Genomic DNA, 21,089 nt, shown 5'->3' with positions numbered 1-21,089 from the left:
AGAGTAGTCGTCGACTTTGTGGTGGTTTATAATCCTGAACATCAATTAGCCTGGGATGAATTGCTCATCCCTTCGATTATCTAATGCTTCGGCTTCTTCCCTATCGGATTAGATGTACTTTAAAACAGGTGACTAAGAGAAAGACGACAACCGGAGGTAGCGGTCAATATGAGGCTTTCACTCAATTCTAATCCTGATATCATTTTAAAATTGCTTCAAAAGCTGCTTGATTTCCACACATATTTTATAGATTTTAAGAGAATAAAAGAGAGCAAAGGATATCACCAGAAAACGCATGCACTAATAAAGACTGCTTTTCTTTTTTTAGGGATAATCTCATCTATTTCTATTAGTCATGGGGTAAACATTATACAGAAAGATGGCTTTGTTCCAACATATGGAACCTTGGGAATCGAGGAGTCTGACTGTGGTCATATAATTATTAGGGAAGGTTCTGATAAATCCATAAAAACAATTCCTGTTTATACTTCTTTGTACTGGATGGCTTGCCACTTTCTATTGCAATTTCAGTTAAATAAAAATAATGAAGTGGTGCTACGTATATCTTTACTCTTACCTGCTGATATAACTGTTCAACCAGAAATGGAAGGTTGGTTAAAACTGCATCGTTTTATGCAGGAACAAGGAGTTAGTGATATTTTTATTCAATTAGGAGTAATATCCCGGGAAGAATTAATAGCCCAAAAAGAATTATTGGTTACGGCTATAGGAAGGAATCAAGGTCAGCAATATGGTGTATATAGAATACCGGTTCCTGAAGATAAAAAACCCTGGGATATAGAGCTTTTTCAAAAAACATCTCTTCAAGTAGTGGGGGGGATTCATTCCATTTTTGATGAACGGACGATAATGGCAGTCACTAATGTATTAGAAGAATATGAATCATCTGACACTTTTGTCTTTGAGCCAACAAGCATAATACCACAACAAAATAGATTATCAGAAAATCAATATATCCTTTTCCCGGTAAGTAATAATAATCAGAACCAGGTTAGTGTGGTTTTGTATCGTCCAGAATTTAATAGTCAGCCATTTACATGGCTAACCCCTGGCCAACCAGAGAGGTTTGTACATGAGTTATCATGTGGTGCCAGCCTGTCAGAATTAGCTGGCAGCCAATCATTACAACATGTTTTTCGCGACGAAGCAGGCCATTTATCTGGATTAATCTCCAGTTCTTTAAAATATATCTATGGCTATTTTATTGATCCATTTAGAGAAGAAATTGGCAGTAAGCTCTATACTTTACACATATTGGTGTTAAGCCAGTTTACTTGCTCAATGATGTCAATGAAACCATTGAGGACATTAAGGGCTAATAGGGAAAAAAAGGAAAGAAGAACTGAGCTTCTAGCAGAGGCTAAGAAAAAATATGGAATAACAACCTCTCAAAAAAAAACAGGCAGAAATACTGAAGGAGTAAGCAGCTTTATTCGATCTACTGGTAAAAGTTTTCGCTCCTCCGTAGCTTCATTTCGAAACTCTGCCCGCTCTAAAGTCAGTTCAGCTATAAAGTCTATCAATCCTGCATTGTCTGTAGAAAAACCTGATCCACACCCTTCGACATCCCAACAAATAGAAATACTCCCGCAGCACCAGGAAAACTATGAAGAGAAGAAAGATGATATACGAAAATGTTTTGAAGAGGCCCTGACAACATATGCCAATAAAAACTCTGAAAAGAATGACCATATAGTAGAGCTGATGGGGCTTGAGGATGGCAAGGCCGTCTTTCCGGATGATTTTTTGAATTTAGTCACTGAAAACCAGGGTGGAGACTATACCGTAACAATAGCACCTAAATCCATGCCAGATGACTTGGAAGGATTTTGCATATTGCTAGCAAATGTCTTGCGTGGACATAGCCGGCATCGCAATAGCAGTATGTATCAAATTCTAAAAAAACACTTAGGTCCATTTGGTTTTATTTTTAAAAAACCTGGAGGGTGGGTTGTAATCTATGACCCTGACAGATCTTATCAGAGCAAACCCTTAGAGGAAGATGATGATTTTGAAGAGGATGCTGATATTAGTCCGCATACAAAAAGGAAAATGGATACTGATAATCAGTATGCACAAAATCTAGAGGAGATAGAATATCTATATAAAAAGCAAAAAGAACATAAATCGAAAATGGAAACACTTATTGTTCTTAATAATCTATTAAAAGAAGTTGAAGCTTTTATACGGCAGCAGAAGGCTTTTGAACTTATTGCTATAGATGAGCCAGATATTTTTGTAATACAATTAATTGATAAGGATGGATATATGAAATCGCCAGATCTTTTGGCAGGGAGTATGAGTGGTTTTCGATCTATGATACAGCGTGAAGAAAAAGATTTAAAAGAACTATATAAAAAACTAAATGATAGGCTAGATCGTTTTCCAAGTGATAGCCTTGATTCTCAGTATAATGCTTCAACTAAAGCTGTTATTTCTTTATTTTCTAATTTTTTAGAAGATACCCCATCCTCAGAGAGTTGGGTTGTTCGGAACTTATTTTCTCAAGATCTTGCAAGTGATGATCAATATAGAGCTTCACTGAAAAAAGATCTTGGACAACTTCAAGTATTCGCAGAACAATTAGTTAAAGTAGGGAAATGGGATAAAATGCCTGAAGCAAAATGGTTTAAAACCTTGGTTTTTAAGACGATTGAGAACCATATTCCACCAGAAATGAGAATAACAATTTGTTCTTATCACTGTTCTCTTCCTTGTATTAAAAGACCATCGCCGTTAAGGCACACATTGATGGCAATGCTTACCGATATACCATCAGCACTCAATCGTATGGGTGAGAGTTCAGGGCAGGAAGCAAACCAGCACTCGGCTTTTTCAGAAGAACTGTTTCCTCATGGTAGTACAGAAGAGTCCCCTCTTGTAGAACAGGGGGATAAAGGCCAGGAAAGCACTCTTACAGAGGAACAGGATTCAGTCAATAAAGAGAGACAATCCTTTATAAAGTCTGAAAGGGCTTGCTCACATCAGTTTGATGAGACGCTTCTTGAGCGCTTACATCTTGACAGCATTTGAAAATAAGTGCTCCATTCGTCTGGCTGAAATATTGCTTAGCGGATAATTCCCGCTGATAGCGACAAGTTACTGAAAGTTCTGCTAATATCCTTTCTCTTGACCCATATGGCCGTTAGATAAGGGAGTTCAACGTGGGGTTCACCCGAATAAAGGTGTGTGGCATCACCTCAGTGGAGGATGCCCTGGCAGCCATTGCCTGTGGTGTTGATGTGCTGGGGCTGGTGTTTTACCGGAAAAGCCCGAGGGCGGTGTCTATTGAACAGGCCTGCGAAATAGCACGGCATGTGGCGCCTTTCACCTGCCTGGTAGGGCTATTTGTCAATGCCCCGGAGCGGGATATTGAGGCTGTATTAGGCAAAGTCCCCCTCAGCCTGCTCCAGTTTCATGGCGATGAAACAGAGGTGGATTGCAATCGGTGGCACTTACCCTATATCAAGGCGCTGCGGGTCAGGCCTGAAATCCCGGTTAATGAGATGATTGCTCCCTTTAGTTCCGCCAGTGGCTATCTGCTGGATAGCTATCGGCCCGGTGTTGTGGGTGGAACAGGGGAGTCCTTTGACTGGGAACTTATCCCCGATAATCTGGATAAACCGGTCATTCTGGCTGGAGGGCTGAATCCCGGTAATGTTCAGAAGGCGATTATGACCGTTAATCCCTATGCTGTCGATGTTAGCAGTGGCGTGGAACGAACGCCCGGAATTAAGGACATCGATAAAATAAAGGCCTTTGTGAAGGCAGCAGGTAGATAAACAGTGGATCTGAATAAACTGCGCAACTCGTTCTATGAATTACCCGATGAAACGGGGCATTTTGGACGTTATGGCGGCCGCTATGTGGCAGAAACCCTGATCAATGCTATTGAAGACCTGGAAAAGACCTACAGGGAACTCTGGCGGGACCCCGCTTTTCAGGCAGACTTTGATCGGGATCTGGCGCATTACGTGGGCCGTCCATCGCCGCTCTATCATGCTGAGCGATGGTCCAGGGAGTTGGGTGGTGCACAGATCTATCTGAAGCGTGAAGATTTAAACCACACCGGTGCCCATAAAATAAACCATGCCCTTGGGCAGGCCCTTCTGGCCAAGCATATGGGTAAGACCCGCATTATTGCCGAGACCGGTGCAGGCCAGCACGGCGTTGCATCCGCAACGGTTGCTGCCCGGCTGGGTCTGGAATGTCATGTGTATATGGGAGCCAAGGACGTTAAGCGTCAGGCGTTGAATGTTTACCGGATGAAACTGTTGGGAGCCGAAGTGATCCCCGTGGAAAGCGGCTCACAAACCCTTAAAGATGCCATTAATGAAGCGTTGAGGGATTGGGTGACCAACCCGGAAGAAACCTTTTATATTCTCGGTACGGTCTGTGGCCCTCATCCTTATCCGGAAATGGTGCGCAATTTCCAGAGCATTATTGGTCGTGAGGCTCGTGCTCAGTGTCAGGAGCAAACCGGGCGCCTGCCCGATGCCCTGGTTGCCTGTGTAGGCGGTGGTTCCAACGCCATGGGCCTGTTCCATGAATTTCTGAAAGATAAACAGGTCAAGATTTACGGCGTTGAAGCGGGGGGGCTGGGGGTTGACAGCGGTAAACATGCTGCTCGAATGGCCTCTGGCAAGCCTGGTGTTTTGCAGGGTAGCCGAACCTATCTGATGACAGACGACAACGGTCAGATCATCGAAAGCCATTCGGTATCTGCCGGACTGGATTATCCGGGCGTGGGGCCAGAACATAGCTACCTGAAGGATATTGGTCGGGCAGAGTACGTCTATGCTACGGATGATGAGGCCCTGTCCGCATTCAGGGACCTGACCCTGATGGAAGGTATTATGCCTGCGCTGGAGTCATCCCATGCCCTGGCTTATGTGAAGAAGCTGGCACCCCGGATGCGTAAGGATCAAATCATTATTGTGAATCTTTCCGGCCGTGGAGATAAAGATATCCATACCGTGGCAGAAATTGATGGTATCACGCTGTAAAAGGGGAACAGGCCGTGCGAATTAAACAATGTTTTCAACGACTGGCAATGGAACAGCGAAAAGCCCTGATCCCGTATATTACCGCTGGGGATCCCGACCCGGAAATCACCGTGGCCACCATGCATCAGCTGGTAGCCAGTGGCGGTGATATTATTGAATTGGGTTTTCCCTTTTCTGACCCTGTGGCGGATGGCCCTGTGATTGCCAAGGCCCATGAGCGGGCATTGTCACAAGGTGTTACATTGAATGACGTTTTTTCAATGGTAGCCCGGTTCAGAGAAAAGGATAATGCTACGCCTGTGGTACTGATGGGATACCTCAATCCCATAGAAATCATGGGCTATGAACAATTTGCCGATAATGCCAGGGCTGCGGGTGTGGACGGCGTGCTGGTGGTTGACTTACCACCGGAAGCGGCGGGTGACCTGGTTGATGTCCTGGGTAAATACCGCATTGATATTATCAATTTGATTGCCCCCACAACACCGGACCGGCGCATTGAGAAAATCTGCAATGTGGCCAGTGGCTATCTCTACTATGTCTCTCTCAAAGGGGTTACAGGTTCTGCCACACTGGATGTTGCTGCGGTGGAGCAGCGGGTTGCCCATATTAAACAGTTTACGGCACTGCCGGTGGGGGTAGGTTTCGGTATTCGCGATGGCAAATCTGCCGCAGCTATCAGCAAGGTGGCTGATGGCGTGGTGGTAGGGTCAGTGCTGGTATCGGAACTGGCCAATTACCCCAGCACCGGTAATGCGGCAGTACAAGCAACAGGTGGCCGTCTGGCAGAAATGCGGGCTGCCATGGATCAATAACGGATAACTGGGGGTTGCCTGGGAACAGGCCGCCTCCTGTGCTGTGCAACGGCCAATGGGGAGTACCATTGCCCTCTGCAACAGGAATTACTGATGAGCAACTGGTTAGTCGATAAACTCATACCTTCACTGTCCCGCGCTTCCAGCAAGGAGCGCAGCAGTAGCGTGCCTGAAGGACTGTGGCGCAAATGTGTCAAGTGTGAGGCCGTTCTCTACCGTCCCGAACTGGAACGTAATTTAGATGTTTGCCCCAAGTGCGACCATCATATGCGGATTACTGCCCGAACCCGGCTCGACTATTTCCTGGACAAGGATGAACAGGAAGAACTGAACGCAGATATGGAACCCGTGGACAAGCTGCGCTTCAAGGATATTAAAAAGTATAAGGATCGCCTGTCTGCCGCTCAGAAAGAGACGGGAGAAAAGGATGCCCTGGTGGTGATACAGGGGCGGGTAGATGGTAATCCTGTGATCGCCTGCGCCTTTGAGTTCGCGTTTATGGCGGCCTCCATGGGTTCTGTGGTTGGGGAAAAGTTTGCCCTGGCCGCAGAGCGGTGCATTGAAAAACGGATTCCCCTGGTTTGTTTTTCTGCCAGTGGCGGCGCCCGTATGCAGGAAGCACTGTTTTCCCTGATGCAGATGGCCAAAACCAGTGCCGCCCTGGAAAGGATGAAGCTGGCAGGTGTCCCTTACTTTTCTGTTATGACCGATCCTGTTTATGGTGGTGTGACTGCCAGTCTGGCGATGCTGGGAGATATCAATATTGCTGAGCCTGGTGTACGGATCGGTTTTGCTGGCCCCCGGGTTATCGAACAGACGGTGCGGGAAAAACTGCCAGAGGGATTCCAGCGTAGTGAGTTCCTAATGGAACATGGTGCCCTGGATATGATTGTTCACCGGAAGGAAATGAGAGCAACTATTTCACGGTTATACCGGAAAATGCAGGGTTTGTCAGAGGCTGACCACGGGTTTGCTGAAGAAGCCCATGAGCCTCAGGTTGAGTCATTACCTGAAGAGGAAGCATCCATATCATGAATCAACCGGTGAAAAAACTCTCACAATGGTTGGAATGGTTGGAAAATACCCGTCCAGAGACTGATATTGACCTGGGCCTTGAGCGCATTCATAAGGTGGCGGAATCCCTTGAGGTACTCAAGCCCGCACCCTTTATTGTGACGGTGGCTGGAACCAACGGCAAAGGCTCTACGGTGGCCTTGCTGGAAGCCATGCTGCTATCAGCGGGTCACCGGGTGGGGGTGTTTACTTCCCCGCATTTTCTGCGTTTTAACGAACGGATTCGTATTAATGGCGAGATGGTGGCTGACCAGCCATTGTGTTCGGCCTTTGAACAGATTGATCAGGGACGGGGTTCTACCGGGCTGACCTACTTTGAGTTTTGTACGCTGGCAGCCCTGATCTGCTTTAAGGAGCAACCGCTGGACTATGTAGTGCTTGAGGTGGGTCTGGGTGGGCGTCTTGATGCCACTAATGTTGTTGATCATGATGTATCCGTGATCACCACCATTGGTCTGGATCATCAGGACTGGCTGGGTTATAGCCTGGAGGCCATCGGGGCGGAGAAAGCCGGTATTATCCGTCAGGAGAAGCCGGTGGTTTACGGTGCCCTGTCCATGCCTCAGTCTATAGCCAGGAAAGGCATTGAGCTTGAAGCACCACTTTTTCGCCGTGGGCGTGAATTCCAGGCGGTGAGGCATGATGATGACTGGTTCTGGAGTGGTCAGACCGCCCAGGGGGAATCCCTGGAATTGAACGGTCTACCTCTGCCTCAACTGGAGCTGGAGAATGCCGCTACAGCCCTGCAGGTATTGCAGTTTTTACCGGATGTCCCTGACCGTCAGAGTGTTGAGCAAGGGCTGGTTCAGGCCAGCCTGCCGGGACGGGCCCAAAAACTGCAATGGCGGAATGCCTCAGGCCAGTTGATTGATGTGATGCTGGATGTATCCCATAACCCGCAAGCGGTAGAAAAGCTGGCAAAACGGCTGGAACGGGAGCCGGTTTCCGGTAAAACCCATGCTGTGCTGGCTATGTGCAGTGATAAAGACCATGTGAGTGTGATTGACCTGCTGGCACCCTGGGTGGACGGTTGGACAGCCACAGCCTTTGATTCTCCCCGGTCGCTTTCTGTGGCAGTATTGACGAAAGCACTGGAAAGAACGTCTGCAGAAATACAGACAGCGGGATCAGTAAAAGACGCTTTTATCAGTGCCGTGGATAATGCTGTAGTGGGAGACAGGGTGCTGGTATCAGGGTCTTTTATGACCGTTGCCGATGTGCTGGCAGCTTTTGAACAGCACGGGATGTAACGTCACACATAAAGGAACATTGAGTGGGTCAAGGACTAAAACAGCGGGTGTTAGGTGCGGTACTCTTGATTGGGTTACTGGTGTTATTGGCACCCGCTCTTTTTCAGGGAGGAAAGGATCACCCCCTGGTAAAGGGAAACTTACCTCCGGCAAAACCTTCGCCAGAGATTCCTGCCTTTATTAATGTCCTGGAAACGCCACCTGAACCTGTTGATGTTGTAGAAAAAGCGACTCGGCCTGAAGAAGATGAGCGTGGACAATCGGGTATTGATGCCCAGGGACACCTTAAGGCCTGGTCGCTGCAACTGGCCTCGTTTTCTGATGAAAGCAATGCCGGTAAACTGGTAACCACCTTGCGGGATAAAGGTCATGCAGCCTATATCCGCAAGGTACAGCAGAACAAGGCGCGCTGGTTGTATCGGGTCTATGTGGGTCCCGAGGTTCGTACCAGGGAGCTTGTCGAGCTTAAGGGAAGGTTGCAGAAAGAGCTGGGGCTTAGCGGTATTGTGGTACGCTACCATCCTTAATGGGCTTTTCTCTCTATTTATGCCTGCATTCCTTTGCGACTTATGAATAAATTGCTGTGATTGGTTGTCTAAATTAGAAGCGTCCTCGGTAGTACATCCTTTTAATGAATTTGATACCTCTCGTTCCCGGCGTCCTGAGGTTGTCGAAAAAGGCTTTTTCGAGCCTGGGAACGAGTCTAAAGCTTTACCTGTCAATTGCATTGAAATGATGTATTAGAGAGGGAAATCCATAAAACAATAAAAAGATCAGTAAGTCATGGCAGATAAAAATGATGTTAAAGCGTTTGAAGCTTACGGTATCACTATTCTTAAATCCTCCCATTCACGGGTGCGTATCATCAAGCGCAAAACAGATGAACCTGTTATTCATGGTCATAAAATATGGGGTTCCAGTTTACTGCTGATGGACTATTTTCAGCAGTATCAGCTGATTCAACCCGGAGATCATGTGCTGGATGCTGGCTGTGGCTGGGGACTGACAGGGATCTACGCTGCCCATAACTGTGGTGCCAGGGTAACGGCCATTGACGCTGATAAAAGTGTTTTTCCCTATCTGGATTTGCATGCTGATGTGAATAATGTCCAGGTGGCAACCCTTCAACGTCGGTTTGAAAAATTGCGGATTAAGGATTTTTCCGATCATTGCCTGGTATTTGGCGGCGATGTCTGCTTCTGGGATGAACTGGTTGATATCTGGTATAACCTTATTGGCAGGGCCTTTCGTGCCGGAGTGGAACGTGTGGTATTGGCCGACCCCGGACGCACCAGTTTCCATGATCTCACGGAAAAATGCCTGAATCGCTGGGGGGCTGATTCAGTGGAGTGGAGTGTATCTCATCCCCGGCCTATCAGTGGCTACATTCTTGATATTCAAAATCCGGGTCAATAAGGGCTATAATTTTTTCAGTTATTTTGGCAGGATTCTCCACCCATAGTTATCACTAATCGAGTTGCTGAATGACAATCACTTCTACAGACCCGGCAGCCATCAAACTGGTTATTTTTGATATTGATGGGGTATTAACCGACGGCACTCTCTATTATGGATCGGAGGGAGAGTTGATAAAACCATTTAATGCCAAGGATGGGGTAGGCTTCAGGTTGCTCCAGAAGAATGGGGTTGCGGTGGCGGTTATTACCGCTAAAAAGTCGGCGCCACTGGCGAAAAGAATGTCAGACCTGAAGGTGAAGCATTTTTTTCCAGGCTGCCATGACAAACTGGCAGCTTTTGCTGAGCTAAAAGCCAGTCTGTCTATTACCGATAACCAGGTTGCCTATGTGGGGGATGATGTGCTGGATCTGCCCGTGATGAAAAATGTGGGACTGGCCATTGCTCCGGCCGATGCTTACCCGCTGGTGCTGAAATATGCTCACTGTGTGACTGGAGCCAAAGGCGGAGAAGGTGTGGTCAGGGAAGTGGCAGACCTGCTGGTGGGAGCCAGGGTGGATCTTGAACGCGCTTATGATGATTTGGTGGGTCCGGTGGTTCAGTAAAGATTAGAGAACGGTGAAAAAAAGAGTAACAGCCCAACTTTATTATGTGCAGAATAGGATTTCGCAGCACGTTTTAACTGGAAATATTATTCATTGATTTGTAAGTCAATGGATAATATTCCTCGATTAAATTAAAACCTATATTGGGCATAATTTATGCCTTCCGATTAATTCTGCAACAATTTGGCCGACTATTAATAATTATATCTATGCTTTGAGTCAGGACGTTCTTATTTTAGTACTAAAAATGTCTCAATAGGTGAGCAGAATTATTTTTATTTGATCGCGAATTTATACCCATGCCGGAAATTTTTATAAATGGGCAGGGTAATACTATTAATCCGTCAGGATGACAGATTATGACTTTGAAAATGGCCTTTCTTCATAATTTTATGGGCACCAGCAGCGCCTGGTATAAAAGCCTGATACTGACCTTCCTCATCATCAACCCCATGATCCTGTTTGCCTTTGGCCCGGTAGTATCAAGCTGGGTATTAGTGGCCGAATTTATATTCACGCTGGCTATGGCGCTTAAATGCTATCCCCTGGTTCCCGGTGGCTTGTTAATCATCGAAGCCATAGTGATGGGACTCACTTCACCTGCCGCTATTTATCAGGAATTGGTGACTAATTTTCCAGTAATCCTGCTGCTGATGTTTATGGTGGCGGGTATCTATTTTATGAAGGATCTGTTGTTGTTTGTCTTTACCCGGATTTTGCTGGGTATTCAGTCAAAACCCCTGCTTTCCCTGCTGTTTACGGCTGTCTCAGCCCTGCTGTCCGCCTTTCTGGATGCGCTTACCGTGACAGCGGTTATTATCACTGTGGGAACCGGTTTTTATGCGGTTTATCATAAAGTCGCCTCCGGTAAAAAACTGGGGCATCATGGACTGCATGATCATCAAAATGATGAGCATGTCATTGAATACCATCGGGAAGACCTTAACCGGTTTCGGGCTTTTCTGCGAAGCCTGATGATGCACGCCCTGGTGGGAACCGCTTTGGGAGGAGCCTGTACCCTGGTGGGAGAGCCTCAAAACCTATTGATTGCGCAACGGGCTAACTGGCAGTTTATGGATTTTGCCACCCGAATGGCACCGGTGACTATGCCTGTGCTGGTAGCTGGACTGACCACTTGCCTGTTGCTGGAGTGGGTTAAATGGTTTGGGTTTGGTGCCAGGTTACCTGAGCCGGTTCGGGAAATTCTGCTGGAGTTCTCTGCTTACGAGGCTGAACGAAGAACACCACGGCAGCGTGCCAGTCTGGTGGTTCAGGGGCTGGTTGCCATTATTCTAATTATTTCTCTGGCATTGCATCTGGCCGAGGTCGGGCTGATTGGTTTATTGGTCATTATTTTAATTACAGCGTTTACCGGAATTATTGAAGAGCACCAATTGGGTAAAGCCTTTGTGGAAGCCATGCCGTTTACTGCGTTGCTGGTGGTATTTTTTGGCGTGGTTGCGGTTATTCATCAACAGCACCTGTTTAGCCCGGTTATTGCTATTCTGCTGGAACTGCCCACTGAACAGCAACCCGGGATGATATTCCTGGCAAACGGGTTGCTTTCGGCTATGAGCGATAATGTATTTGTGGCTGCTATTTATATTGATGAGGTGAAGCAGGCCTTTGATGCGGGAATAATCAGCCAGGAGCAGTTTGAAAAGCTGGCAATTGCCATTAATACCGGTACTAATCTTCCCAGTATAGCTACGCCAAATGGCCAGGCCGCTTTTTTATTTTTGCTGACTTCTACTCTGGCCCCTCTAATAAGGCTATCCTATGGTCGGATGGTTTGGATGGCATTGCCATATACCATAGTACTCACTGCAACAGGCTATATTGCGGTTCTCCGGTTGGGTTGAACTCTGTATTCCCCGTGCCTTAGTGCTGAGAAAAGAGAAAAAACAAGGTATTTAAATTTATCAGTTTGGAGTTTTTAGTATGTGGGAGAGTAAGGTATCGGCTTTCTATTATGATGAAAAGGGTAAGAAGATTTCCTTCAGTACAAATGAGTTATATCTTGTTTTAGACAATGGACAGGTTTTAACGGTTTCAAAATCACATAACACTGATGGTGTTTCCATATCAGATCATAGTCTTATTCATTCAAATAATCATAAAGAGCATAAAGAATTTGCTGTGTTTTCTATAACACCAAGTGCCTGTAATGTAATCGTGCTTGATTCTCAAAAGCATGTCGTAAAATCAAATGATTAATAAATGGTCAGTAGCAGGCCTTGCATTGTAAATACGGCTTATTTGTTATACAAAATGTAAGGCCTTTCCCCACTTAAACCGTTAAATGAAATAAGGCAAAACCAGAGTTGTTTATTATCTTGGTGGTGACTTTAGATAAAGATAATAATTTAGCGCAGTTGGAATATGGAGTTGTTATTATTTGGTCTTGATGCATATCAATACACTGCATTGATTGCAGTGGTCTAATTCGATTGCTGCTGATCTAATCAGCAAATCCTTTCCAAATATCAAAATACAATCCTGTTGGGCAGCACTGCACTTTATTTCTGCTGGTGGGCAGTTATGCCTGGCACACAGGTATTACTATGAAGTTGCCTAATTCTTATACACTACTGTTCGGTATTATTGTTTTCATTGGCATTTTATCCTGGTTTATTACCGGTGCCACACCTGCTACCCCCATTGATATGTTAATGGCTCCAGTCAAAGGGTTTCAGGATGGTGCAGACCTGGCATTCTATTTATTTATTATTGGTGGTCTGATAAATATACTCAATAAGTCCAAGGCTTTAGATGCAGGGCTTGGTGCACTGGGTAATGTCATGAAAGGCCGTGAAGCCGTTCTTATTCCATTGCTGATGGTACTGTTGGCCTTTGGTGGTACTACCTTTGGCATGTGTGAGGAAACACTGGCTTTTTACCCGGTTGTGATTGCTTTAATGCTGTCAGCAGGTTATGACCTGATGGTTCCGGTATCAGTCATTCTTGTGGGTTCAGGCGCTGGCGTGCTGGGTTCAACGATTAATCCATTTGCTACGATTATTGCCTCCAATATTGGTGGTGTGCCATTGAGCAGTACCTTTATGATTAATAGTGTGACGCTGGTTGTTGCTGTGGTACTTGCTATTGCGTATACCATGCGATATGCAGCCAGGGTTAAGGCAGACCCCACCGCATCCCTGGTTTATGAGGAGACACAAAGCAGTCATTTTACCAAGCCGAAGACCGAGCCTTTTACCGCACGCCGGAAACTGGCAATTATTGAGTTTATTGCCACCTTTATTATTATGATTTGGGGTATTGTCAGCCATAACTGGTATATGGCTGAAATGTCAGTGTTGTTTATTGCCAGTACCCTGATTATTGGTATTACTCTGGGGTACAAGGAAGAAGCCTTTATTGCAGACTTCATCGAAGGTGCTGGTGATATTCTCAGTGTGACTATTATTATTGCCCTGGCCCGAGGTATTTCAGTAATTATGCAAGGCACCGGCATTACTGAAATTATGCTGGATAACCTGGTGTCTTATATGAGCCATTTTTCTGGCTGGGTCTTTGCTGTAGCCGCTTACTTTTTGGAAATTGCCATGTCATTCCTGATTTCAGGTACATCTTCCCTGGCGGCCATTACCATGCCTATATTGGTGCCACTGGGTGATAGCGCACAGGTGGGTGGAGATGTGGTTATCAATGCTTATCAAGCAGCAAGCGGCGTTGTCAATTATGTTACGCCCACATCCGGGGTTATTGTGGGTGGCCTTGCCATTGCCAAGGTGCCCTTTGAAAAGTGGGTGAAATATGTTGCGCCCCTGATGTTATTAACGATTATTGCCTCAACTCTTATTCTGGTGGCTTTTTCCTTATAGTTTAAGACGTTGGTTAAATATTTTTCCAGGCTTTATAGCCTGGAAAAATAGAATAGGATATATCTATGTCTGATTGAGAATAATTTCTGTTGTTTGTATATTGAAGGGATAATACTGGAACAAGGGCTGTTCTCAATGATGAACCCAGGTGGCCCGGCAAGTTCAAGGCCTAAAGATAATACTGCCCGGCAAGTTGATCAGGAAGCACAGAAGGATGATATTGACGGTATCAATACTGGCTGGAAGCAACGTCTAGTCTCAACGCTCAAGCAAGCAGTTGTCTCACCTATTAAAATGGCTCTGCATCGGTTGCAGTATCACCCCAGGGGGATGGTAAAAAAGCCATTAGGGAATCGCATTATTACCTCACAGGATATCCAGCATCTTCCGGAATCACAACAATTATTAAGGCATAGGGCCATTCCAGGAGGGGGGACGGGAAATTCCAAAGCAGCACTATTTTCTCTTAAGGCTATTTATTACGATACTGCAATACAGGTTATTCAAGAGGCGAAAAACCTGCCTGTGACAGGCTTTGGACCTGAGCTTTTAGAACTTGAGCGTGATTTGCAGCAAGAAAAACAGCAAGAATATGATAATCTGCATCTTAAAGGAGAGGGTGTTGCGACTAGGGAAGAAATAAAGCAAGCAGAAAATCTTAGTCGCTTGCTTAAAAGCAGATTGGAAAAATCCGGTATTTCTCAATTATTTATAGAAACGAACTACAGGCGGCATATAAGTAAAGAGTTAAATAAAAGAAACTGGGATATACTGCACAGCATCCATAAAACCAATGCAGGTACTCTCGAGCATTGCCAAACTCCAGCGTCAAAGATGCAGATATTGGCGCATGAGGGGGCAACAGGTTCCCGGGATGTTTTTGAGACATCCTATGGTAAATTAGGAGGGATCTGCTCACATACCACAGACTCAGATACCCATGCCGTTAATCTCTGGACCTCTTCATTCAAATCCCCTAAAAATAAGTTTAATTATTGTGGGGTGCGCCATGGTATACATTCGGCTGTGGGCATTAAAGATCCTGTGCAACGGAAAACAGCAAATTTAAATCGTGCCAGGGAGTCACTGGTGGCAGCATTAACGTTAAAGCCTGAACTGTTGAAGCAGGGAATCTTAAATCCGGAAAAATCAATACATGTAGATATGTCATCTGTTTCTCTGGTAACGCCTGATTTTATTCGTCGGGGTGCAAGCAGTGAAGCAAGAATGTTGCAGGAACAGGTTGAGGCTTTTCGTGAGCTTAGCAGTCAGCAGCCACTTAAACTAACCGTGGTTGACTCAAATGGAAAACCAATCACTATTCGAGCGACCTTTCGTCTTGCGTTATTTAACTTTGGTGTTAATGAGGGTGCTCAGGGTAAATTTTCCGGGGTAGTTGGTGGCTGGGACAAATCTGATACATTGAACAGGGAGGGGCTGGATGCGCTGATCGGAGGAGCAGGCACCGGGAAAGTTAGCGGCATAGTAGGAGACTTTCTGGCAAGACAGAAACAGCGAATCACGACACTGAGCGTTGAACTTTCAAACCCTTATTTATCCGGTAAACAGAAAAAAACGATACGCGATGAACTGGAAGATATTAATCAAAAGCGAAAGGTGGTCCATCAGCTTGTTATACAAATCCGAAGTTTATTCAATAGTAAAGCTCATCACCATGAGGATCGTGATGCTTATAAAATGCCAGTTCGCATTGCTCTGTTAATGAGTTTGGCTGAAGGAGTGCCCTTGTCTAATTGTAAGAGTGGTAAAGACCGTACCGGAATGCTGGATGCAGAAATTAAACTGCTGGCAACAATGATAGAGCAGTATGGTGAGGTGCCAGAGCCAGGCATGACGCTAGCGCCTGTAGATGCACAGCTTTTCAGGGAAATTCTTTTGCACGGGCAAAATCTTGAAATTCAAAAATTGAATACAGGTGCTGAAGGCTATAAGACTGAAGGTGTTAAATCAATTGATGAGCGTATGGGTAAAGCCTATCTGGGTGAGCAGGCATTCGAGGAATACCGTGCTATAGTCCGAGGATTGTCTGGGGCTGTTAAAGCTTGACCTGAATCCGTGATTTCTTGATTTGCCCGGCAGTTTTGAAAATGTGCTGATTAATTTTTTCCTTTGAAAATAACTCGGGTTATTGATTGAAGTGTTTTTATGTCGTTTTTAAGCATAAATGCTGATCAAAATATCATCAAACTTGAAGACAGGTTGAAAGAAGCCCTACCGTTATCAATACAGTACTTTCTCATTTATGGCATTTTTTTCTATCTCGCTATTCAATCAACAAAGTGCATGCTGGCTTATTAATTGATGGAAAGACCTGAAACCAGGACAGTAACGACCAAAGCGTAGCCGGTATTGATGTCCTTTTTTCAGAAGACGGGCAGCCAGGTAGATGAGTTCCTGTATCACGGTTTTTAACCGGCGTCGTTTGGCTTTATGACGTACCGGCGCATCTGGCCCGAGCAAGCAACTCTGCCCCATGTAGCGCAGAATGTTATAGACCAGTGCACCCAAACACATCACCAGGTCGTTGGTGTCAAACTTGCCTGAAGGCAGGCGCTCTAAATCCATATCAGTCTTCAACTCACTGTGAAACTGCTCGCTGGTCGCATGATCCTCATAAAGATTAATGATCTGATCATCGCTGTAGTCAGCTTCGCTGAGTGTTGTCCACCATCCTTCCAGCTCATAATCGGGTGTCAGAAATCTCTGCCCTACAGTATCAGTGGTACGCTTGATAATGCGAATAATCAGACGCTGGTTACCATAGTTGGTTTCATAGACGGTTGAGAGTGTCGCATAACTCTTTCCTGGACGCGACTCCTCCCATTTGACTTGCTTTTCTTCAAAAATGGGGAGCCAGTGTTCCTTGGTGTGATACTTTCTTGGGTTGAGCTTGATAATGTGATTCACACCTTTGAACCCGGCGATTTCCCGGCGCGATTCCTCAGCATCGTGGCCACTATCAAGGCGAACCAGAATAGGCGCTCGGGTCAAACGTCGGCTGCGGTGCAGCACTGCTTGTAAAAAGCCAATAAAATCATTCTGGGAGTGCTGAGAGCCTGGGCGTAATTCACATCCCAGGCACCAGCCTTCGCAGCCAAAGTAAGCGGCAATAGGGGCATAACCAAAGAATTTTTTATACGTGTACTCGACCCCCTCCTTTTTGGTATTGCTGTTATCCATAGGGAATACGTCGATATCCAGTGGTATGTGCTGCTTCTTATCGAGTTTTTTCGGAAGGGGTGTGACGGGCACCTGAAGATTAACCAGGACATCGGTAAGGCTGTCCTCGATGAAAGGAATCAGTTGGGCGGCATCTTCATTGAAACGCTGTCTTAAGCGGCTGGCTGAAGGCATTTGTTTAATGCCCATTGCCAACCGGAACCAGTCGTTATCCCGGTTATTATCAACATTATCAAAATCACTTTTACCCTGAGCCAGTTGGCCGCAGTAAGCTCTGATCAGGTCGATATGAGTGATACGGTGCCTTTTTTTTATTTTGCGCAGGGATTTGCTTAACGCTGTCTTTTTGTTGAGTGCATGACCAACGAAATAAAGCCCTGCGACCGGTGTATAAAATTCCGTCTGTGATTGTTCAATTTTCAGTTTCACAAAAATGCACCCAGGTGGTGAAAATTAGAGTGGGTGCATTTTAACTTGGAACTTACGTTTTGTGGTTGATCCAGAGGAGTTGGGCTACAGTGAACTCACGGATTCAGGCTTGAATAATCCCAAGCTCAGTTTTGGGACCAGTTCCGAATTTTTTTGATTTCTTCTTTATCAATGCTGAGTGATTCTAAAAATTCCTGGTGGGCATCAGGCTCCATAGCTTCAAATTGCTTATGCCAGTTTTTCATGTCCTGTTCGCTCAGGCCGGCAGCTTTCATTATTTCTACCCAGCGGTCTTTATTAACCATAGTTTGCTCCAGTAAGACAGGTTGTTCCAGTAACATCACAATGGCTTTTTGCTGTTGACGTAATTTCCGTATCTCTTTTTCAAGAGAGCTGAATTGATCCCGCAAAATTTGCTCTTGTGTTAAATTATCTTTTCGGTCAAGAAGGGCTGCTATGTTTGTGATTGGCAGGCCAAAAGAGCGATAAGCCAGTATCGCTTCCAGCCTTTGCATCTCTTTATCGCCATACCACCTATAGCCATTCTCTGAACGGGAGCAAGGGTAAAGCAAGCCAGCACGTTCATAGTAGAGAATCGCTGTTCGTGATAGGTTATATTTTTTTGCCAATTGAGTCACAGTGAGCATTTGAGCTCCTTTATTGAACCGAACCAGAATTATTGACCCTATACTGGTAGACGGGTCAATAGTAAGATTTTGCTTCATGGCTTTCTTAAGCTTATTTTTGTCTTGACTGTTCTGGTTTAACAGAAAATATTACCCTCCCAGATCAGTTCAGTGATAATCCACTATTTGCTGTTTGGAGAAATAATATGCAACAGGCCGCCATCAAAGAGCTTATTTCCATTGAAGATCTGGAAAAACTGGATATCAGGGTAGGTACTATTACATCAGTCTCCGAGGTGAAAGAATCCAGAAAGCTGATGAAGTTGACAGTTGATTTTGGGGATCATGTTCGCTCTATTTTGTCAGGAATAAAGCAGGAACGAGAGAATCCAGCAGAGTTAGAGGGTCAGCAAGCCCTGTTTGTTGTGAACTTGCCAGAGCGAAAAATGGCGGGGGAGTTATCCCAGGGTATGCTGTTTGATATTGGTTATGCGGATAAACTGATCCCTTGTCTGGCTGTACCGGAAAAAGAAGTACCCAATGGTAGCCGTGCGGGTTAGTACTATTCGTAATAGGACAGTTTATATTGCCCTGTTTTTTGTAACCATTGCCTGTGGCCTTCTGTCGCGTTCATCATGGGTTGATTTGCCTGAGTTTTTCACACTGTACTCTGGCGATGCACTGTGGGCGCTTATGGTTTTCTGGATGTTCTGTTGTCTCAAGCCTGGTTATAGTACAGGGCGTATCTCAGTGTTCGCTATTTTATTTGCGTTTACTATTGAGTGCTCTCAGCTTTACCATGCACTGTGGATTGATAGTATCCGAGCCATTCGGTTAGGTGGGCTGGTTCTGGGATTTGGTTTTCAAGTAAGTGACTTGCTGTGTTACAGCGCTGGAATAGCTTTTGGGGCGGTTATTGATAGGCTCATTGTGACTTCATGTGGTAAAAATGACAGCCAGGCAAGAAGTAACAGCTAAAGGACAGATGCAGTGAGCGCTCAACAAACCATTGATAGTATTCTTGAGAAAATAACACCCTACCAACTTGAAACTATTAAATTAACACCCAAGCGAAAAACACTGGAGTTTATCTGGAGTAGCAAATTTGGTGGGCAGCCTTATTGGCCAGTCAGTCAGCCATATCCTCAACAATTGAATGGTAAGCCGCTATTGTTGCTGGCTCAGTTGAACTTTGAAGAAATGCCCGCTTTGAAGGGATACCCAAACAAGGGAATTTTGCAGTTTTTTATTGCTAATAATGATCATTATGGATTGGACTTTGATAAGCCTGTAGAGGAATTAATAAACAAGCCTGATGGTTATCGGGTGGTATATCATCCAGAAATTTCTAACGATGTGAGTTGCCTTCAAACAGGGTTACCAGAGATTGGCTCACAGGATTATTTACCTTTATCGGGAGAGTATGCGCTTGAGTTTACCTTGATTCATGAGCTACCTGCTCTAACAGATTACCGGTTTGGTGAAATTGCAGGCGATTTTCTGGAAGATGAGGTTGAGGACTACCTGTGGGAGCATCTGGATGCCGGTGGTAGCAAAGTAGGGGGGTATGCCAACTTTACCCAGGACGACCCCAGGGGTATAGAAGATAATGGTGACTGGGTATTGCTGTTTCAGATGGATACAGAGTATTCAGACGATATTGATATTATGTGGGGTGATTCCGGAGTGGCAAATTTCTTTATTGAACCTGAGGCCTTGGCACGATGTGACTTTTCCCGAGTCTGGTATAACTGGGATTGTTACTGAAAATAATAATCGGTTTTTAGTCAGGCTGTATTTCCGCTGCTAATGGAACTAGGAAATAGATGACGGGGAGTCATATGGAGGCATCCATTCCTTATTACTCCCTTGGCTTGTGAACAATAACAGGGAATAGGCCGTATGAACGACCTTGGTATAATAAGTATTCTGGCCTAAATAGGAGCAGTTACCTCGGACATGAAAAAGAACGTATTAATTACCGGGTGTTCTTCGGGAATAGGGCGATCTCTTGCAGACAGCTTCCATAACCGTGGTTACAGGGTATGGGCAACGGCAAGAAATAAAGAGCGCATTAATGACCTTGCCGCAAAGGGTATTCAAATTGCTGAATTGGATGTTACTTCAGAACAACAGATAGAGGAGGTCGTTAGACAAATATACGATATAGATGGCCATCTCGATATATTGGTAAATAATGCGGGCTATGGCAGTATGGGCCCGTTACTGGAAACTTCTGCCCGGGAGCTGGAGAAGCAATTTGCCACTAATGTTTTTGCCCCCATGTCTCTGATCAGATTAGTGGGAGCAGCTATGTGCAACAGGGGGCAGGGTACTATAGTCAACATCGGGAGCATATCCGGTGTTTTCGCCACACCATTTTCTGGCAGTTACTGTGCCAGTAAAGCGGCGTTAAATACCCTTTCAGATGTTTTGCGGATGGAGCTTAAGCCCTTTGGTGTTCGGGTAATAACAGTACAGCCTGGGGCCGTGCGTTCAAACTTTGCCGACAACGCCAGTAAAGTGGTTGATCGGGTTATGGCGAAAGGCTCCAGGTATCAGACAGTTGAAGAAGGTGTCAGGAAAAGGGCCCGGGCATCCCAGGATAATCCCACGGAAACAGATTTTTTTTGTAAACAACTCATTGACCGGATTGAGTCTGGTAAAGCATCGAATATTATTAGAATTGCCAATGGCAGCAAACTATTTCCATTACTTAAGGCATGCCTGCCTGTGGCTATTCTGGAAAAAGTCCTGATGAAAATGTTTAGCCTTGATAAGTTGAAACCATAGGAGGCGTG

At 45.4% G+C, this 21,089-nt stretch carries 19 protein-coding genes; 17 read left to right on the top strand and 2 right to left on the bottom strand.

What is annotated here, in order from left to right; all coding sequences use genetic code 11:
- Positions 1-168 precede the first annotated feature (168 nt).
- From MJ595_RS19655 to MJ595_RS19595, 13 genes are all read left to right on the top strand, one after another.
- Complete coding sequence (locus MJ595_RS19655) at positions 169-3,054, top strand: hypothetical protein (protein ID WP_263079778.1); 2,886 nt, start codon at positions 169-171, stop codon at positions 3,052-3,054.
- A 131-nt stretch (positions 3,055-3,185) separates the two neighbouring features.
- Positions 3,186-3,803, top strand: coding sequence for a phosphoribosylanthranilate isomerase (locus MJ595_RS19650; protein WP_263079777.1), 618 nt, complete (start codon positions 3,186-3,188; stop codon positions 3,801-3,803).
- Between the two features lie 3 nt (positions 3,804-3,806).
- Positions 3,807-5,027, top strand: a complete 1,221-nt coding sequence (gene trpB, locus MJ595_RS19645; RefSeq protein ID WP_263079776.1) for a tryptophan synthase subunit beta — start codon at positions 3,807-3,809, stop codon at positions 5,025-5,027.
- 14 nt (positions 5,028-5,041) lie between these two features.
- The gene (gene trpA, locus MJ595_RS19640) at positions 5,042-5,842 is read left to right on the top strand and encodes a tryptophan synthase subunit alpha (protein ID WP_263079774.1); all 801 of its coding nucleotides are present in this window, start codon (positions 5,042-5,044) and stop codon (positions 5,840-5,842) included.
- Between the two features lie 93 nt (positions 5,843-5,935).
- Positions 5,936-6,877 carry an acetyl-CoA carboxylase, carboxyltransferase subunit beta gene (accD, locus tag MJ595_RS19635; protein ID WP_263079773.1) on the top strand — a complete coding sequence of 314 codons (942 nt, stop codon included), beginning with the start codon at positions 5,936-5,938 and terminating at the stop codon, positions 6,875-6,877.
- On the top strand, positions 6,874-8,166 hold the full coding sequence (gene folC, locus MJ595_RS19630; protein WP_263079770.1) for a bifunctional tetrahydrofolate synthase/dihydrofolate synthase: 1,293 nt from the start codon (positions 6,874-6,876) through the stop codon (positions 8,164-8,166). The genes accD and folC overlap by 4 nt, the downstream gene beginning before the upstream one ends.
- A gap of 23 nt (positions 8,167-8,189) precedes the next feature.
- The gene (locus MJ595_RS19625) at positions 8,190-8,693 is read left to right on the top strand and encodes an SPOR domain-containing protein (protein WP_263079769.1); all 504 of its coding nucleotides are present in this window, start codon (positions 8,190-8,192) and stop codon (positions 8,691-8,693) included.
- Positions 8,694-8,949: 256 nt separating this feature from the next.
- Positions 8,950-9,582 (top strand): methyltransferase domain-containing protein, encoded by a 633-nt coding sequence (locus MJ595_RS19620; protein ID WP_263079767.1) that lies wholly within the window; start codon positions 8,950-8,952, stop codon positions 9,580-9,582.
- Positions 9,583-9,650: 68 nt separating this feature from the next.
- Entirely contained in the window at positions 9,651-10,187 is a 537-nt protein-coding gene (locus tag MJ595_RS19615) for an HAD-IIIA family hydrolase (RefSeq protein ID WP_263079766.1), read from the top strand.
- Positions 10,188-10,546: 359 nt separating this feature from the next.
- The gene (nhaB, locus tag MJ595_RS19610) at positions 10,547-12,049 is read left to right on the top strand and encodes a sodium/proton antiporter NhaB (protein WP_263079764.1); all 1,503 of its coding nucleotides are present in this window, start codon (positions 10,547-10,549) and stop codon (positions 12,047-12,049) included.
- 79 nt (positions 12,050-12,128) lie between these two features.
- On the top strand, positions 12,129-12,404 hold the full coding sequence (locus MJ595_RS19605; protein ID WP_263079762.1) for a hypothetical protein: 276 nt from the start codon (positions 12,129-12,131) through the stop codon (positions 12,402-12,404).
- Between the two features lie 347 nt (positions 12,405-12,751).
- Positions 12,752-14,032: a YfcC family protein gene (locus tag MJ595_RS19600; RefSeq protein ID WP_263079761.1), complete on the top strand. Its 1,281-nt coding sequence runs from the start codon at positions 12,752-12,754 to the stop codon at positions 14,030-14,032.
- Between the two features lie 135 nt (positions 14,033-14,167).
- Entirely contained in the window at positions 14,168-16,099 is a 1,932-nt protein-coding gene (locus tag MJ595_RS19595; RefSeq protein ID WP_263079760.1) for a hypothetical protein, read from the top strand.
- A gap of 225 nt (positions 16,100-16,324) precedes the next feature.
- Here the strand turns inward: MJ595_RS19595 and MJ595_RS19590 are convergent, their stop codons facing one another.
- Both MJ595_RS19590 and MJ595_RS19585 read right to left on the bottom strand, forming a co-directional pair.
- A complete protein-coding gene (locus MJ595_RS19590; protein ID WP_263078015.1) occupies positions 16,325-17,662 on the bottom strand; it encodes an IS1380 family transposase in 1,338 nt (445 codons plus the stop codon).
- Between the two features lie 125 nt (positions 17,663-17,787).
- Entirely contained in the window at positions 17,788-18,309 is a 522-nt protein-coding gene (locus MJ595_RS19585) for a MerR family transcriptional regulator (protein WP_263079759.1), read from the bottom strand.
- A 185-nt stretch (positions 18,310-18,494) separates the two neighbouring features.
- Here MJ595_RS19585 and MJ595_RS19580 point away from each other — a divergent pair, with 185 nt between their 5' ends.
- From MJ595_RS19580 to MJ595_RS19565, 4 genes are all read left to right on the top strand, one after another.
- Positions 18,495-18,848 carry a hypothetical protein gene (locus MJ595_RS19580; protein ID WP_263079758.1) on the top strand — a complete coding sequence of 118 codons (354 nt, stop codon included), beginning with the start codon at positions 18,495-18,497 and terminating at the stop codon, positions 18,846-18,848.
- The gene (locus MJ595_RS19575; RefSeq protein ID WP_263079756.1) at positions 18,838-19,266 is read left to right on the top strand and encodes a DUF2809 domain-containing protein; all 429 of its coding nucleotides are present in this window, start codon (positions 18,838-18,840) and stop codon (positions 19,264-19,266) included. Before MJ595_RS19580 ends, MJ595_RS19575 begins: the two co-directional genes overlap by 11 nt.
- Before the next feature lie 12 nt (positions 19,267-19,278).
- Complete coding sequence (locus tag MJ595_RS19570) at positions 19,279-20,055, top strand: YwqG family protein (protein WP_263079755.1); 777 nt, start codon at positions 19,279-19,281, stop codon at positions 20,053-20,055.
- 192 nt (positions 20,056-20,247) lie between these two features.
- Positions 20,248-21,081, top strand: coding sequence for an SDR family oxidoreductase (locus MJ595_RS19565; RefSeq protein ID WP_263079754.1), 834 nt, complete (start codon positions 20,248-20,250; stop codon positions 21,079-21,081).
- Positions 21,082-21,089 lie beyond the last annotated feature (8 nt).

It is taken from the genome of Endozoicomonas sp. Mp262, from assembly GCF_025643335.1.
Classification (GTDB): domain Bacteria; phylum Pseudomonadota; class Gammaproteobacteria; order Pseudomonadales; family Endozoicomonadaceae; genus Endonucleibacter.
The sequence above is the reverse complement of the archived record's forward strand: the minus strand, read 5'-3'. Positions and strand labels throughout refer to the sequence as shown.